At 74.7% G+C, this 15226-nt stretch carries 10 protein-coding genes; 5 read left to right on the top strand and 5 right to left on the bottom strand.

Going from position 1 to position 15226, the window contains the following annotated elements:
- The first annotated feature begins 262 nt into the window (after positions 1–262).
- Both BS72_RS24080 and glgB read left to right on the top strand, forming a co-directional pair.
- Positions 263–1702 (top strand): maltokinase N-terminal cap-like domain-containing protein, encoded by a 1440-nt coding sequence (locus tag BS72_RS24080; protein ID WP_037913488.1) that lies wholly within the window; start codon positions 263–265, stop codon positions 1700–1702.
- Positions 1703–1796: 94 nt separating this feature from the next.
- Positions 1797–4532: a 1,4-alpha-glucan branching enzyme gene (gene glgB / locus BS72_RS24075; RefSeq protein ID WP_078901597.1), complete on the top strand. Its 2736-nt coding sequence runs from the start codon at positions 1797–1799 to the stop codon at positions 4530–4532.
- A 121-nt stretch (positions 4533–4653) separates the two neighbouring features.
- Here glgB and BS72_RS24070 read toward each other — a convergent pair whose 3' ends face one another.
- Both BS72_RS24070 and BS72_RS24065 read right to left on the bottom strand, forming a co-directional pair.
- Positions 4654–5679, bottom strand: a complete 1026-nt coding sequence (locus BS72_RS24070) for an ATP-dependent 6-phosphofructokinase (RefSeq protein WP_037913486.1) — start codon at positions 5677–5679, stop codon at positions 4654–4656.
- A 40-nt stretch (positions 5680–5719) separates the two neighbouring features.
- On the bottom strand, positions 5720–6763 hold the full coding sequence (locus tag BS72_RS24065) for an NAD(P)-dependent oxidoreductase (RefSeq protein WP_037913484.1): 1044 nt from the start codon (positions 6761–6763) through the stop codon (positions 5720–5722).
- Positions 6764–7215: 452 nt separating this feature from the next.
- On the opposite strand from BS72_RS24065, the gene pta reads away from it, so the two are divergent.
- The 3 genes from pta to pyk are packed head-to-tail and all read left to right on the top strand — an operon-like array spanning position 7216 to position 12046.
- Positions 7216–9297 (top strand): phosphate acetyltransferase, encoded by a 2082-nt coding sequence (pta, locus tag BS72_RS24060; RefSeq protein WP_037913482.1) that lies wholly within the window; start codon positions 7216–7218, stop codon positions 9295–9297.
- On the top strand, positions 9294–10556 hold the full coding sequence (locus tag BS72_RS24055; RefSeq protein ID WP_051951594.1) for an acetate kinase: 1263 nt from the start codon (positions 9294–9296) through the stop codon (positions 10554–10556). Before pta ends, BS72_RS24055 begins: the two co-directional genes overlap by 4 nt.
- Before the next feature lie 59 nt (positions 10557–10615).
- On the top strand, positions 10616–12046 hold the full coding sequence (gene pyk, locus BS72_RS24050; protein ID WP_037917406.1) for a pyruvate kinase: 1431 nt from the start codon (positions 10616–10618) through the stop codon (positions 12044–12046).
- A gap of 173 nt (positions 12047–12219) precedes the next feature.
- Here pyk and BS72_RS24045 read toward each other — a convergent pair whose 3' ends face one another.
- The 3 genes from BS72_RS24045 to BS72_RS24035 all read right to left on the bottom strand — a co-directional run bounded on the left by BS72_RS24045 (position 12220) and on the right by BS72_RS24035 (position 14947).
- Positions 12220–13611: a hypothetical protein gene (locus tag BS72_RS24045; RefSeq protein ID WP_037913479.1), complete on the bottom strand. Its 1392-nt coding sequence runs from the start codon at positions 13609–13611 to the stop codon at positions 12220–12222.
- Positions 13601–14200, bottom strand: a complete 600-nt coding sequence (locus tag BS72_RS24040; protein WP_037913477.1) for a DUF6114 domain-containing protein — start codon at positions 14198–14200, stop codon at positions 13601–13603. The genes BS72_RS24045 and BS72_RS24040 overlap by 11 nt, the downstream gene beginning before the upstream one ends.
- A gap of 105 nt (positions 14201–14305) precedes the next feature.
- A complete protein-coding gene (locus BS72_RS24035) occupies positions 14306–14947 on the bottom strand; it encodes a DUF6230 family protein (protein ID WP_037913475.1) in 642 nt (213 codons plus the stop codon).
- Between the last annotated feature and the right edge of the window lie 279 nt (positions 14948–15226).

Here is a 15226-nt window from a genome sequence, read left to right as displayed (position 1 = left end):
ATCGGGGGGCCGGCTGACCGGCCCCCCGGCGGCGGCCCGTCCGGCAGGGCCGCGACGAGTCCGTGCCCGAGGTGCGGGCCTCCCGCACCTCGGGCACGATCCTTGGTAACCCGACGGCCCGCAGCAGCCCGTACGGCGGTTTCCTGTCACCCGCCCGGGGCAGGCTCCCCGTGTCGCCGGACAGCCCGAACCCGCCATCCGGGAGGCTGGCGCCCCCGCCGCTGGTCGCGGTGCGGGCGCGACTCCCAGGGGAAAGGACGCCATGTCGGACAGCTCCTGGACCCGTGTGCCCCCCGTCGCCGGCCGCGACCTCGTCCCCGGCCTGCTGCGCTCCCTCGATCCCCTGCTGCGCGGCTGGCTGCCCCGGCAGCGCTGGTTCGCCGGCAAGGGGCTGCCCATCGGCGGCTTCCGGCTGGCGGCCGCCACCGAACTCGTTCCCCCGGGTGGCCGACTCGGCCCGCTCGGCCTGCTGCACCTCCTGGTCGACGTGGAGCAGCCCGGCCGGCCGCCGGACTGCTACCAGCTGCTGCTGGGCGCCCACCCGCTGCTGCCCTCCGCGCTGGTGCGGGCCGCGCTCGGACCGGCGGTCGGCGGCCCCTACGACGGGCTGACCCTCTACGACGCGCCGCACGACCCGCGGTTGGCCGCGCTGCTGCTGGAGCGGCTGCGGCTGCCCGGCCGCAGCGGGCGGCTGCGCTTCACCACCGAGCCGTCGGCCGAGTTCCCCCCGGGCCTGACGCCGAGGGTGTCCACCGCCGAGCAGTCCAACACGTCGGTGGTGTACGGCGACGCGTACATCCTCAAGCTGTTCCGCCGGGTCTCGCCCGGCACCAACCCGGACCTGGAGCTGTCGCTGGCGCTGGCCCGCGCCGGTTCGCGCCGGGTGGCCGAGCCGGTGGCGTGGTTCGAGGCGCTGCCCGCCGAGGACACCTCCGCGCCGGGCGACGGAGACGGCGGGGGAGACGGCGAGCCGACCACGCTGGGCGTGCTCCAGCGGTTCCTGCCCGGCTCGGCCGACGGCTGGGCGCTGGCCCTGGCGTCGGTGGCCGAGGACGGCGACTTCCGGGCCGAGGCGGCGGCGCTGGGCGCGGCCACCGCGGAGGTGCACCGGGCGCTGGCCGAGGCGCTGCCGGTGAGGCGGCTGGACGGCGCCGCGCTGGAACGGGCGGCCGCGGCGATGACGCGGCGGCTGGAGGACACCGCGGCCGAGGTGCCGGCCGTCCGCCCGTACGCCGCCGCGCTGCGCTCGGCCTTCGACGACCTGGCCAAGCTCGGCGCCGGCGGCGGCCCCGGCGGGGCGGTGACCGCCCAGCGGGTGCACGGCGACCTCCATCTCGGCCAGGCGCTGCGCGGCCCGGACGGGGCGTGGATGCTCATCGACTTCGAGGGCGAGCCGGCCCGGCCGCTGGCCGAACGCCGCCGCCCGGCCCCGCCGGTGCAGGACGTCGCGGGCATGCTGCGCTCCTTCGACTACGCCGCGCACCACAGCGCCAACGGCCCCTGGGCCCCGCCGCACCGGGACGCCTTCTGCTCCGGCTACGCGGCCGTCGCGGGCACCGACCCGCGTGAACAGCCGGTACTGATACGGGCCTTCGAGACCGACAAGGCGATCTACGAGGCCCGCTACGAAGCCCGGCACCGGCCCGCGTGGCTCCCCATCCCGCTGTCCGCCCTGGCCCGGCTGGCGACCTCGGCGGGGTGACCGCCGCGGGCCGGCGCCACCGCCCCGGCGGCCGCCGACCCTCGGCGGCGCCCGCTCCCCGCCGCTCCCGATCCCGTTCGAGGAGGCTCCTCCCGTGACCGTCCCTCCCGACCAGCACCGCCCGACCGCCCTTCCCTCGGGCACCACCTCCGAGGCGGCGGCGCGCGGCTACGACGCCACCACCCGCCACCCCGCGGCCTCCGGCACCGCGCCGCAGCAGCAGCCGGCCGCGGCGGACGGCGCTCCGGCCCCGGCCCCGGCCCCCGAGGCGCGGCCGCAGGCGGCTCCGGCCCCGGCGCGCCCCGGCGCACGGGAACCCGAGCGGGGGCGGGACCCCGAGCGGGGGCCGGCGTCCGGGCCGGACCGGGAGCGCCCGCTCGACCCGGCGCGGCCGCACAGCCGCCCCCGGCTGCCCTCCGACGCCCCCTCAGCGGCCGGGCAGCCGGGGAGTGCGGCGGCCCAGCGACCCGAGCAGCGGTCCGCTCCCCCGGCCTGGTCCGCGGCCCAGCCGCCCGCCGCCCCGGCGAACGCGACGGGCACGGCGACCCCGACGAACGCGACGGGCACCGCCGGACCGGACGGCGCGGCCGAGGCGGGGGCCGAGGCGGGGGCCGCCGTGCCCGGCGCCCTCGCCGACGGGGACCGCCGCCGCCTGCTCGACGGCTCGCACCACGACCCGCACGCGCTGCTCGGCGCGCACCAGGAGCCGGGCGGGGTCCGGGTGCGGGCGCTGCGGCCGTTCGCCCGCTCGGTGGCGGTGCTCCTGGGCGGGCTGGACGGGCAGGACGGGACCGACGGGCAGCGCGCGGAACTGGCGGCCGAGGGCGACGGGCTCTTCTCCGCGCTGCTGCCGCTGCCCGCCGTCCCCGGCTCGTACCGGCTGGCGGTCGGGTACGACGACGGCGAGCACGTGGTGGACGACCCGTACCGGTTCCTGCCCTCGCTGGGCGAGCTGGACCTGCACCTGATCGGGGAGGGCCGGCACGAGCAGCTGTGGAAGGTGCTGGGCTCCCAGGCCACGGAGCACGGCGGGGTGGCCGGCACCCGGTTCGCGGTGTGGGCGCCCAACGCCCGCGGGGTGCGGCTGGCGGCGGACTTCACGTACTGGGACGGCACCGCGCACCCGATGCGTTCGCTGGGCTCCTCGGGCGTGTGGGAGCTGTTCGTGCCCGGGGTCGGGCCCGGCACCGTCTACAAGTTCGAGATCACCCGGCCCGACGGCTCCCGGGTGATGAAGGCCGACCCGATGGCCCGCTCCACCGAGGTGCCGCCGGCCACCGCCTCCGTCGTCACCGAGTCCTCGTACGCCTGGGGCGACGCGGAGTGGATGGCGCACCGCGCGGACACGCCCGTGCACCGGGCCCCGTTCTCCGTCTACGAGGTGCACCTGGCCTCGTGGCGGCCGGGCCTGGGGTACCGCGAACTCGCCGAGCAGCTGCCCGCGTACGTCCGGGAGCTGGGCTTCACCCACGTCGAGCTGATGCCGGTGGCGGAGCACCCGTTCGGCGGGTCGTGGGGGTACCAGGTCACCTCCTACTACGCCCCGACCTCGCGGCTGGGCTCGCCGGACGACTTCAGGTTCCTGGTGGACGCGCTGCACCGGGCCGGGGTCGGCGTGATCATGGACTGGGTGCCGGCGCACTTCCCGAAGGACGACTGGGCGCTGGCCCGGTTCGACGGCGAGCCGCTGTACGAGCCGGCCGACCCGCGCCGGGCCGAGCACCCGGACTGGGGCACCCTGGAGTTCGACTTCGGCCGGACCGAGGTGCGCAACTTCCTCGTCGCCAACGCCGTGTACTGGTGCGAGGAGTTCCACATCGACGGACTGCGGGTGGACGCGGTCGCCTCGATGCTCTACCTCGACTACTCGCGGGAGGGCGGCGACTGGGCGCCCAACGCCTACGGCGGCCGGGAGAACCTCGACGCGGTGGCCTTCCTCCAGGAGATGAACGCGACCGTCTACCGGCGCTGCCCCGGCGTGGTGACCATCGCCGAGGAGTCCACGGCCTGGGACGGCGTCACCCGCGCCACCCACCTGGTGGGCCACACCGGCTTCGGCGGCCTCGGCTTCGGTCTGAAGTGGAACATGGGCTGGATGCACGACTCGCTGGAGTACATGGCGCACGAGCCGGTGCACCGCAGGTACCACCACGACGAGATGACGTTCTCGATGGTCTACGCCTACAGCGAGAACTACGTGCTGCCGATCTCGCACGACGAGGTGGTGCACGGCAAGCGGGCGCTGGTGGAGAAGATGCCCGGCGACTGGTGGCAGCGGCGCGCCAACCACCGCGCCTACCTGGGCTTCATGTGGGCCCACCCCGGCAAGCAGCTGCTCTTCATGGGGCAGGAGTTCGCGCAGGGCGCGGAGTGGTCCCACGACAGCGGCCCGGACTGGGGGCTGGTGGCCGACGGGTACGGCGCGGCGGCCGACCACCGCGGGGTGCGCGACCTGGTCGCCGAGCTCAACGCGGTGTACCGGGCCACGCCCGCGCTGTGGCAGCTGGACACCGACCCGGCCGGCTTCTCGTGGATCGACGGCGGCGCGGCCGACGACAACACCTTCTCGTTCCTGCGCCTCGACACCGCCGGGCAGCCCCTGCTGGTGGTCAGCAACCTCTCGCCGGTGGTGCGGCGGGAGTACCGGATCGGCTGCCCCGAGGGGCTGTGGACGCCGGTGCTGAACACCGACGAGACCCGCTACGGCGGCAGCGGCGTGGTCCTGGACGGGCCGGTCAAGAGCGAGCCGGCGCCCTGGCACGGCCGCCGGCACAGCATCGCGCTGACGCTGCCGCCGCTGGCCACGCTCTGGCTGCGCCGGTCCGCCTGACTCACCCCCGTCGCCGGCGGTCCCGGTCCCGCTCCTCGGAGAGCGGGACCGGGACGGGCGGGACCGGACGGGCGGGACCGGACGGGCGGGACCGGACGGGCGGGACCGGACGGGCGGGCCGTCAGAAGACCGACTCGGCCTCCTCCATGCGGTTCTCGGGCACCGTCTTGAGGTGGGTGACGGCGTCCGCGAGCGGCACCATGGTGATCCGGGTGCCGTGCAGGGCCGTCATGTGGCCGAAGGAGCGGCTGTGCGCGGCCTCCACCGCGTGCCAGCCGAAGCGGGTGGCCAGCACCCTGTCGTACGGGGTGGGCACGCCGCCGCGCTGGACGTGGCCGAGGATGACCGGGCGGGCCTCCTTGCCGAGCCGGGCCTCCAGCTCGATGGCGAGGGTGGTGCCGATCCCCTGGAACCGCTCGTGGCCGAACTTGTCGATCTCGCCGACCCCGTAGTCCATGGTGTCCTTGGCCGGGTGGGCGCCCTCGGCGACGCAGACCACCGCGAACCGCTTGCCGCGGGCGAACCGCTTCTCGACCATGTGCACCAGGTCGGCCGGGTCGAAGGGCCGTTCGGGGACGCAGATGCCGTGGGCGCCGCTGGCCATCCCGGCCTCCAGCGCGATCCACCCGGCGTGCCGTCCCATCACCTCCACCACCATCACCCGCTGGTGGGACTCGGCGGTGGTCTGCAGCCGGTCGATGGCCTCGGTGGCCACGGTGACGGCGGTGTCGAAGCCGAAGGTGCGGTCGGTGCCGCTGATGTCGTTGTCGATGGTCTTCGGCACGCCCACCACCGGCATGCCGGCCTCGGAGAGCATCCGGGCGGCGGTGAGGGTGCCCTCGCCGCCGATCGGGATGAGTACGTCGATGCCGTAGCGGGAGCACAGGTCGTCGGCGTTGTCGGCGGCCTCCCGCAGCCGCGCCCGCTCCAGCCGGGCCGAGCCGAGGATGGTGCCGCCGCGGGCCAGGATGCCGCTGACGGAGTTGAGGTCCAGCTCGCGGAAGCGGCCTTCCAGCAGCCCGACGAAACCGTCCTCGAAGCCGATCACCTCGTCGGCGTGGCCGGACACCGCGCGGTGCACCACGGATCGGATGACGGCGTTGAGGCCGGGGCAGTCGCCGCCGGCGGTGAGGACTCCGATGCGCATGAAGGGTGCCTCCAGGTGTGCGGTGGACGAAACGTCCGCGTCACGGGGACTTCGGGATCAGCGTGCACTCGGTGATCCTGCCCGCAAGATAGTCGTCCACATTCCGGACGGTCGCGGCGGCGATCTCCTCCAGCGCGTCGACCGTGAAGTATGCCTGGTTCGAGGTGACCAGGACCTGGTCGAAGACGAGCAGGGGCGACAGGTTGTCGTCCCTCTCCCCGTCCCCGTCGCCGTCCGGGCCGTCGGCTCCGGCGGCGGCCGCCGCCCGGTGGAAGCGCGGGTCCAGGGCCGGACCGGCCTCCTCCTCGTACACGTCCATACCGAAGCCGCCGACCCGCCCCGTGGCCAGCGCCTCGGCCAGCGCGGCGGTGTCGACCAGGGCGCCGCGGCTGGTGTTGACCAGCAGCACGCCCTCCTTCATCTCCGCCAGCCGGCGCGCGCCGATCAGGCCGTGGGTGGAGGGCATCAGCGGCACGTGCAGGCTGACCAGGTCGGACTCCCGCAGCAGCCGGTCGAGTTCGACGTACTCCAGGCCCATCTCCTGGCACCCGGGGTCCACCTCGATGTCCCAGCCCAGCAGCTTCATGCCGAAGCCGCGGGCGATGGCGGCGAACGCCGAACCGATCCGGCCGGTGCCGACCACCCCTGCGGTGCGGCCGTGGAAGTCCCGGCCGAGCAGCCCGTCGAGCCGGGTGTCGGCGTCCCTGGTTCGGGCGACGGAGCGGACGATCCTCCGGTTGACGGCGGCCGCCAGCGTCCACGCGAACTCGGCCACCGAGTACGGGGAGTACCCGGTGACGCGGGCGACGGTCAGGCCCAGCCGCTCGGCGTGGGCGAGGTCGATGTTGTTGTGGCCGGTGGAGCGCTGGGTGACCAGCCGGGTGCCGCCGCGCACCAGGGCCTCCAGGGCGGGGGCGTCGAGCACCGCGCTGACCCCGGTGGACACCGCCTCGAACCCGGCGGCCAGCGGCAGCGTCTCCTCGGTCAGCGGCGCCTCGACGCAGCGCACCTCGTGGCGGGGCGCGAAGGCGCGCTCCAGCAGCGGCCGCTCGTCACGCCGCACCCCGGTGGCCAGGACCTGCATGCTCCCGCGCTCCTTCCGCCCCCCGCCTTCCCCGTCACCCGCCGCGGCATGCTCCGGTCCCCGCCGCCCCCGTTCCGCGCCGTCCGCCGCGAGCCGCCGCCATCCGTCACCTCTCCCTCACTCTACGTGCCCGGGGGCCCCTTCGGCGGCACCCGCCGCGCCGACCCGGGGACGCCCGCCCCCGGGTCGGCGGCGCGGACCGGGCACCGGCCGGGGCGGGCCCGGCGAGGCCGGCGGCCGTGCGGTGGCGCGGCGGTGGCAGGACGGCGACGGGCGGGCGGCGGTCCGGGGCGGGAGCCGGCCAGTGGGGACCTCGTCGGGCACGCGCCCGCGGAGGGCGTTAGCGTCATGGGTGCGTACGCCTCCGCGGCCCGAGCCGGCCCCGGGCGGCGCGGCGGTGCGGAGCGCCGCCGGAGTGGAGATCAGGCGATGGAAACGGACGGAGCACCGGGGTGACGCGCAGCGTCTATGTCACAGGGATCGGCCGCGGGGACGGCCGGCAGGTCGTCGAGCTCGGCGTGATGGAGCTGCTGACCCGGCAGGTCGACAGGGTGGGTGTCTACCGGCCGCTCGTCCATGACGCCCCCGACCGCATCTTCGAGCTGCTGCGCAGCCGCTACCGGCTCACCCAGGACGAATCGACCGTTTTCGGCCTGGGGTACGCGGAGGCCGCGACGCTCCAGGCGGAGCAGGGCCAGGCGGCGCTCACCGCGCGGCTGGTGGAGGGCTACCTGCGGGTGGCCGCGGAGTACGACACGGTGCTGATCCTCGGCTCGGACTTCGCCAACACCAACCTGCCGGCCGAGCTGGGGGTGAACGCCCGGCTGGCGAACGAGTGCGGCGCGTCGGTGCTGCCGGTGATAGGCGGGCGCGACCAGGAGGCGCAGTCCGTGGTCGCCGAGGTCCGCAACGCGGTGCACGCGTACACCAACCTCGGCTGCGACGTGATCGCCATGATCGCCAACCGGGTGGCCCCGGACCAGGCCGAGGCGATCCGCGAGCAGCTGGACCGCACCCTGGACCTGCCGGTGTACGTCCTGCCGGACGAGAAGGCGCTGTCCGCCCCGACGGTCCGGCAGATCGTGGAGGCGCTGGACGCGCAGGTGCTGCTCGGCGACGACGCCGGCCTGTCCCGGGACGCGATGGACTTCGTCTTCGGCGGCGCGATGCTGCCGGCGTTCCTGCCCGCGCTGACCCCGGGCTGCGTGGTGGTCACCCCGGGCGACCGGGCCGACCTGATCGTGGGCGCCCTCGCGGCGCACTCGGCCGGGGCGCCGCCCATCGCGGGCGTGCTGCTCACCCTGGACGAGCGGCCCGGCGAGCAGGTCCTGGCGCTGGCCTCCCGGCTCGCCCCGGGCACGCCGGTGCTGTCGGTGCCCTCGGGGTCGTTCCCGACCGCGGCGGAGCTGTTCGGGCTGGACGGCCGGCTGGACGCGGACACCCCGCGCAAGGCGGAGACGGCGCTGGGCCTGTTCGAGACGCACGTGGCCACCGCCGACCTCACCGAGCGGCTGTCGGTGGCGCGCTCGGCGCGGGTCACGCCGATGATGTTCGAGCACGCCCTGCTGGAGCGGGCCCGCGCCGCGCGGCGGCGGATCGTGCTGCCGGAGGGCACCGAGGAGCGCATCCTGCGGGCCGCCGAGGTGCTGCTGCGCCGCGGCGTGTGCGACCTGGTGCTGCTCGGCGAGGAGGACGCGATCCGCAAGCGGGCCGCCGACCTCGGCATCGCGCTGGACGACCCGGCGGTGACCCTGGTGGACCCGCAGACCTCGCCGCTGCGGGAACGGTTCGCCGCCCGCTACGCCGAGTTGCGCGCCCACAAGGGGGTCACCCTTGAGCTGGCCCACGACGTGGTCGCGGACGTGTCGTACTTCGGCACGCTGATGGTGGAGCAGGGCCTGGCCGACGGCATGGTCTCGGGCGCGGTGCACTCCACGGCGGCCACCGTGCGGCCGGCCTTCGAGGTGATCAGGACGCGGCCGGACGCGTCGATCGTGTCCTCGGTGTTCTTCATGTGCCTGGCCGACCGGGTGCTGGTCTACGGCGACTGCGCGGTCATCCCGGACCCGGACGCCGAGCAGCTGGCGGACATCGCGATCCAGGCCTCGGGCACCGCCTCCCGGTTCGGCGTGCAGCCGCGGGTGGCGATGCTGTCGTACTCGACGGGCACCTCCGGCTCGGGCGCGGACGTGGACAAGGTCCGCGCGGCCACCGAGCTGGTGCGGGTGCGGCGGCCCGACCTGCTGGTGGAGGGGCCGATCCAGTACGACGCGGCGGTCTCCCCGGTGGTGGCCGCGACGAAGCTGCCGGGCAGCGAGGTCGCCGGCCAGGCCACGGTGCTGGTCTTCCCGGACCTGAACACCGGCAACAACACGTACAAGGCGGTGCAGCGCTCGGCGGGCGCGGTCGCGGTCGGCCCGGTCCTCCAGGGGCTGCGCAAGCCGGTCAACGACCTCTCGCGCGGGGCACTGGTGCAGGACATCGTGAACACGGTCGCGATCACCGCGATCCAGGCGCAGGAGGACGAGGCGTGAGCGACGGCACGGACCGCGCGGACGGCGGCACGGCGGCGGGCGGCGAGCCGAGCCGGGTGCTGGTGCTGAACTCGGGGTCGTCCTCGGTGAAGTACCAGCTGATCGACATGGCGGCCGGTACCGCCGACGACGCCGGTCCCGAGAGCGGCGGGCGGCGGCTGACGGCCGGCGCCGTGGAGCGGATCGGCGAGCCGGGCGGCGTGCCCGGGCACGCGGAGGCGCTGGAGGAGGTGGCACGGGAGCTGGCCGGGCGGGGCCTCGGGCTGGACTCGCCGGAGCTGGCCGCGGTGGGCCACCGGGTGGTGCACGGCGGCACCCGGTTCACCGGGCCGGTGCTGGTCACCGACGAGGTGCTGGCCGGCATCGAGGCGCTGGTGCCGCTGGCGCCGCTGCACAACCCGGCCAACCTCGCCGGCATCAGGGTGGCCCGGAGGCTGCGCCCGGACCTGCCGCAGGTGGCCGTCTTCGACACCGCGTTCCACGCCACCATCCCGGAGGCCGCGGCCCGGTACGCGATCGACACCGCCGTGGCCGACCGGTACGGGGTGCGCCGCTACGGCTTCCACGGCACCTCCCACTCCTACGTCTCGCGGGCGACCGCCCGGCTGCTGGGCCGGGACCCGTCCGAGGTGAACATGATCGTGCTGCACCTGGGCAACGGCGCCTCGGCCTCGGCGCTGCGCGGCGGGGTGTGCGTGGACACCTCGATGGGGATGACGCCGCTGGAGGGCCTGGTGATGGGCACCCGCTCCGGCGACATCGACCCGGCGGTGCCGCTCCACCTGGCCCGGGTCGCCGGGATGGGCACGGAGGACCTGGACACCCTGCTGAACAAGCGGTCCGGGCTGCTGGGCCTGTGCGGGGACAACGACATGCGGGAGATCGGCCGCCGGATGAGCGAGGGCGACGAGGCCGCCCAGCTCGCCTTCGACGTCTACGTCCACCGGCTGCGCCGCTACGTGGGCGCGTTCAGCGCGGTGCTGGGCCGGGTGGACGCGGTGGTGTTCACCGCGGGCGTGGGCGAGAACTCGGCGGCGGTACGGGCGGCGGCCACGGCCGGCCTGGAGCAGTTGGGCATCGAGCTGGACACCGTGCGCAACGCGGTGCGCGCGTCCGGCTCCCGGCTGGTCTCCGCTCCTGGGAGCCGGGTGGCCGTCGCCGTGGTGCCCACTGACGAGGAGTGGGAGATCGCCCGAGAGACCTTCCGGCTGGCCCGCGGTACGGCGGGCGGCGGGCCGGGACCGGAGGTGCGCGCGTGAACGGCGTGCGACCGGCCCCAGATTATTCCCGAGTGGAACAAACCGATAGGATAATGTCCATGCGCCGAGCCAAGATCGTCTGCACCCTGGGTCCCGCCGTCGACTCCTACGACCAGCTGAAGACGCTGGTCGAGGCCGGTATGAACGTGGCCCGCCTCAACTTCAGCCACGGCAGCCACGCCGAGCACGAGGGACGCTACCAGCGGGTCCGCAAGGTCGCGGAGGAGACCGGCCGCGCGGTCGGCATCCTCGCGGACCTCCAGGGCCCCAAGATCCGCCTCGGCAAGTTCGCCGACGGCCCGGTGGAGCTGGTGGCGGGCGACGAGTTCGTCATCACCGCCGAGGACGTCGAGGGCGACCGCACCCAGTGCGGCACCACCTACAAGGGCCTGCCCGGCGACGTCTCGCAGGGCGACCCGATCCTCATCAACGACGGCAACGTGGCGCTGCGGGTGATCGAGGTCGACGGCCCGCGGGTGCGCTCGCTGGTCGTCGAGGGCGGCGTGGTCTCCGACCACAAGGGCATCAACCTGCCCGGCGCGGCCGTCAACGTGCCCGCGCTGTCCGAGAAGGACATCGAGGACCTGCGCTTCGCGCTGCGGATGGGCGTCGACATGGTCGCGCTCTCCTTCGTGCGGGACGCCAAGGACGTGCGCGACGTGCACCGGGTGATGGACGAGGAGGGCCGCCGGGTCCCCGTCATCGCCAAGGTGGAGAAGCCGCAGGCGGTCGCGAACATGGAGGACGTCGTCCTCGCCTTCGACGCGGTGATGGTGGCCCGCGGCGACCTCGCCGTGGAGTACCCGCTGGAGAAGGTCCCGATGGTGCAGAAGCGGCTGGTGGAGCTCTGCCGCCGCAACGCCAAGCCGGTGATCGTGGCGACCCAGATGATGGAGTCGATGATCACCAACTCCCGCCCGACCCGCGCCGAGGCCTCCGACGTGGCCAACGCCATCCTGGACGGCGCGGACGCGGTCATGCTCTCCGCGGAGTCCTCCGTCGGCAAGTACCCGGTCGAGACGGTCAAGACGATGGCGCGCATCGTCGAGGCGGCCGAGCAGGAGCTGCTGGGCCGGGGCCTGCAGCCCCTGGCGCCGGGCAAGAAGCCGCGCACCCAGGGCGGTGCCGTGGCCCGCGCCGCGGCCGAGCTGGCCGACTTCCTGGACGCCAAGACGCTGGTGGCGTTCACCAAGTCCGGTGACACCGCCCGCCGTCTGGTCCGCTACCGCGTGCCCGAGCCCGTGGTGGCCTTCACCACCGACCCGTCCACCCGCAACCAGCTCGCGCTGACCTGGGGCGTGGAGACGTTCGTGGTCGAGCACGTGGACACCACCGACGCGATGGTGGAGCTGGTGGACCGGGAGATGCTCAAGCTCTCCGAGTACGCCCCCGGCGACACCGTGATCATCACCGCCGGCTCCCCGCCCGGAGTCGCCGGCACCACCAACCTGGTGCGGGTCCACCACCTGGGCGACGAGACCAAGAGCTGACGGTCCCCCGCCGGCGGGGGTGGCCCCGTGTGCGCGCCGAACGGCCGCGCGTCCTCGCAGAGGGCGCGCGGCCGTTCGGCGTCCCGGCGGCGGGCAGGCAGGGAGCAGGGCACGGGACCGGGACCGGGACCGGGACCGGTGGAGCGGGTCCGGGACCGGGGGCCGGGGCGGGATCAGGTCTGGCCGGGGAGCACCCGCATGCCGGGGACGTGGAGGTCGCCGCCGAACTGGGCCGCCTGCACGACGGTCACGTCGGTGAAGAACAGCTCCGGCAGGGTCAGCGGCGGCGGCGCCTTCGGGGTGAAGGTGACGGGGACCACGCCCAGCAGGTTCCCGCTGAGCGACTCGGTGTACATCGTCACGGTGCCGTTGCGGATGGTCGAGGTGGAGTGGGCGGCCGCCCTGACCTCGGTGCGGGTGTTGTCCGGGCCGGCCACGAGCTGGTCCAGGTCGCCGATGTCGACACCGCTGGCGGTGAACTTGAGCACGTCCTTGACCGCGCCGCCGGCCGTCCTCACCTTCACGACGCCCTCGTAGCTGAGCCCGTGCAGGGTGAGGATGCTCGACTTGAGGGTCCACGGCTGGTCGGGCAGCAGCGGGATGCCCTGCTCGACGTCGGCGTCGGCGAGCGCCTTGGCGTCGTACTCGGGGCACGGATACGCCTGCTGGCCGCCCTTGGACCCGTCGGCGCCCTTGGAGGCGCCGGGAGAAGCCGAGGCGGAGGGCGACGGCGTTCCGGTCGGGCTGGGGTCCGCGAGGTCCTTGACGGCCTTCTCAGCCCCTTTGGCGGTGCGCTCCACCGTTCCGGAGCCGGAGCCGGTACCGCCACTCCCCGAACCGGAGCCCGCGGCGGCGGACTTCGGGGCGGAGGGCGTGGCGAAGGACTTCACGGCGGAGGCGGTACCGGCCTTCGGCGCGGTCGGCGCCGGGGCGGACGTGGCGGGCGCGGACGAACCGCCCGCGGCCTTGCCGTTGACGCCGAGCAGCCCGCCCAGCAGGTCGCCCAGGCCCAGCGGGTCCAGCGGGTCGACCTGCTTCCTCGGGCTCCGGCTCGGGCTCGGGCTCGGCGAGGTGGACGGTGTCGGGGACGTCGCCGGGCCACTCGTCGCGGACGGCGACGGGGTGCCCGTCGAACCGCCTCCCCCAGCCGCGCTCCCGCCCGTGCCGGTGCTCTTCCCGCGCTCCCGCGCCCCCTTGGCCGCCTCCCCGGCTCCGCCCTTCGACGTGCCGGACGCGCCGGCGCCCTTGGCGTCGTCGCCGCCCTTGTCCTCGGCCGTGCCGCCGACGCTCGCGCTCGGGCTGGCGGACGGCGCCGGGGAGTCGGACCGCGTCACGCACGGACCGGGGGCGAACGGGCTGCCGGGCTCGTCGGCCTGCGCGAGGTGCGGCGTGATCCCCATGCCCATCAGGACCGCGGTGGGCATGGCGGCCAGCGCCACGGCCTTGCCCGCGGGGACGTGCAGCTTCGTCAGCAGTGACTTGCGGGGAGCCGCGTGGCGCGGTCCGGAGGACGCGCGCCTCCGGGCAGGGTCGCCCGCGGCCGGCTGAGCCTCGTCACCCAGCACGGTGCCTCCCGTTCTCCTTGGTCGTCTCTTCCTCGGCGGACCGGCCAGCGGACACCGGTTCCCCGACGCGTTCGAGGCCGCCTCCCCCCTGCGCGGGCAGGAAGAGGTCGCCGGACACCGGCGGTTCCCCGTCCTCGTCTCGCGGTCCGGGCTCGCCTTCGGGCAGCTCGGCCTTCTCGCCCGGCTCGTCCGCGGGTCTGCCCGGTGCCCAGGAGACGGCCATCGCGCCGCCGAGCAGGCCGAGGACGAAGCCCGCCAGGAATCCGCCGAAGTTGGACACCGGGAGCGACACCAGGGCCAGCATGATCGACGCGACGCCGGCGAAGACCCGTACGGCGGACTGGAACCACATGGTCAGGCCGAGGACGAAGAGCAGCACGCCGATGATCAGCGAGGCGGAACCGGTGGTGGTCGACATCCGCACGGTCAACTGACCGAACGTCAGGTTCGCGTAGGGGAAGTACGCGATGGGCAGGCCGGACAGGAGGGTGAGCAGGCCCGCCCAGAACGGCCGGGTCCACCGCCAGCGCCGGAACAGCAGGCGCCCGTAGCGGAGTCGGGCCTGGAGTCCGATCGACTCGGCACTCATCGCAGACAGCTCCCTGGTACTGGTGGTGCGGTGGGGTGGTTCGGCGGCGGGGCGAGCCGCGTTCGCGCGGCTCGCCCGTGCGCCACCTTCAGGCGCGGAACGCGCCTAGTAGCACTCGACTTTGGCGCCGGAGCCCTTCTTGACGCTCATGCTGAGGCCCGACAGCTTGAAGGTGCCCGCGCTCGTCGCCCAGGCGGTCTGGTCCACGTCGGTCAGCACCGCGGCCCTGGCCTCCTGGGCGAAGGACGACGCGCCGCCGTACTTCTCGTCCTTGCCGACCGACGCCTCGGGGACCGCGTAGCCCGGGTTCGTGTCACCCGCCGCGACACCGATGTTGATGTCCTTGAAAGTGGCGTCTGCATCGAGCTGGGTCAGGTCGATGTAGAGGTTGGTGGCCTGGACCTTCTTGCCGTTGTTGCCGGCGGTCAGACGCAGCGTCACCTTGCCGATCGGCGTCGGGACCACGACCGACTGGCACAGGCCGGTGATGGTGGCCGACTTGAACGCGGACACCGCGACCGGCACCCCGGTCCCGTCGTGCTGCACGTCGACGGTGCCGTACTGCACGAACCCACTGCCGTTCAACTGGTCGGCGTGGACCTTGAACTCCTGGCCGGACACGCTGAACGACGCGGCGAGCGCACCCTGCGCCAGCGCCACGCCTATCGCGGCCGTTGCCGCGACACTCGGCACCATGACGAGGGCGAACCGCCGCCATCTGGTACCGCCTCTGACGAGGGACTCCATACTTCCTCCTTCTCGGACGTACATCTCCGGCCCGGTCGTGTTCGTCCTGGCCTGGGATGGGAGAAGTGCTACGTCCTCGGGAAGGAGAGCGCCGGTGGCCGGCGGGCCGTCCCTCCCTGCGGGAGGGCCTCCGGGAAGAGGTGCGGACGGCGGCGTCCGGAACGTCGGCGATCACCCCCGAGCGACAACCACGGGCCACGCTCTCACGCGGCCTGCGGGACAGGCTCCGTCCGGCTCCGTCCGGCTCCGCGCGGAGACCCCCCTGTCCCGGGGCGGCGG

The organism is Actinacidiphila yeochonensis CN732 (assembly GCF_000745345.1).
GTDB classification, from domain to species: Bacteria; Actinomycetota; Actinomycetes; order Streptomycetales; family Streptomycetaceae; genus Actinacidiphila; species Actinacidiphila yeochonensis.
This window is presented reverse-complemented; position numbering and strand designations above follow the sequence as displayed.

Coding starts and splice junctions, on each gene's coding strand:
- BS72_RS24080 (WP_037913488.1), top strand. CDS start 263: ATGTCGGACAGCTCCTGGACCCGTGTGCCCCCCGTCGCCGGCCGCGAC.
- BS72_RS24070 (WP_037913486.1), bottom strand. CDS start 5,679: ATGCGCATCGGAGTCCTCACCGCCGGCGGCGACTGCCCCGGCCTCAAC.
- BS72_RS24065 (WP_037913484.1), bottom strand. CDS start 6,763: ATGCAGGTCCTGGCCACCGGGGTGCGGCGTGACGAGCGGCCGCTGCTG.
- pyk (WP_037917406.1), top strand. CDS start 10,616: ATGCGCCGAGCCAAGATCGTCTGCACCCTGGGTCCCGCCGTCGACTCC.
- BS72_RS24040 (WP_037913477.1), bottom strand. CDS start 14,200: ATGAGTGCCGAGTCGATCGGACTCCAGGCCCGACTCCGCTACGGGCGC.
- BS72_RS24035 (WP_037913475.1), bottom strand. CDS start 14,947: ATGGAGTCCCTCGTCAGAGGCGGTACCAGATGGCGGCGGTTCGCCCTC.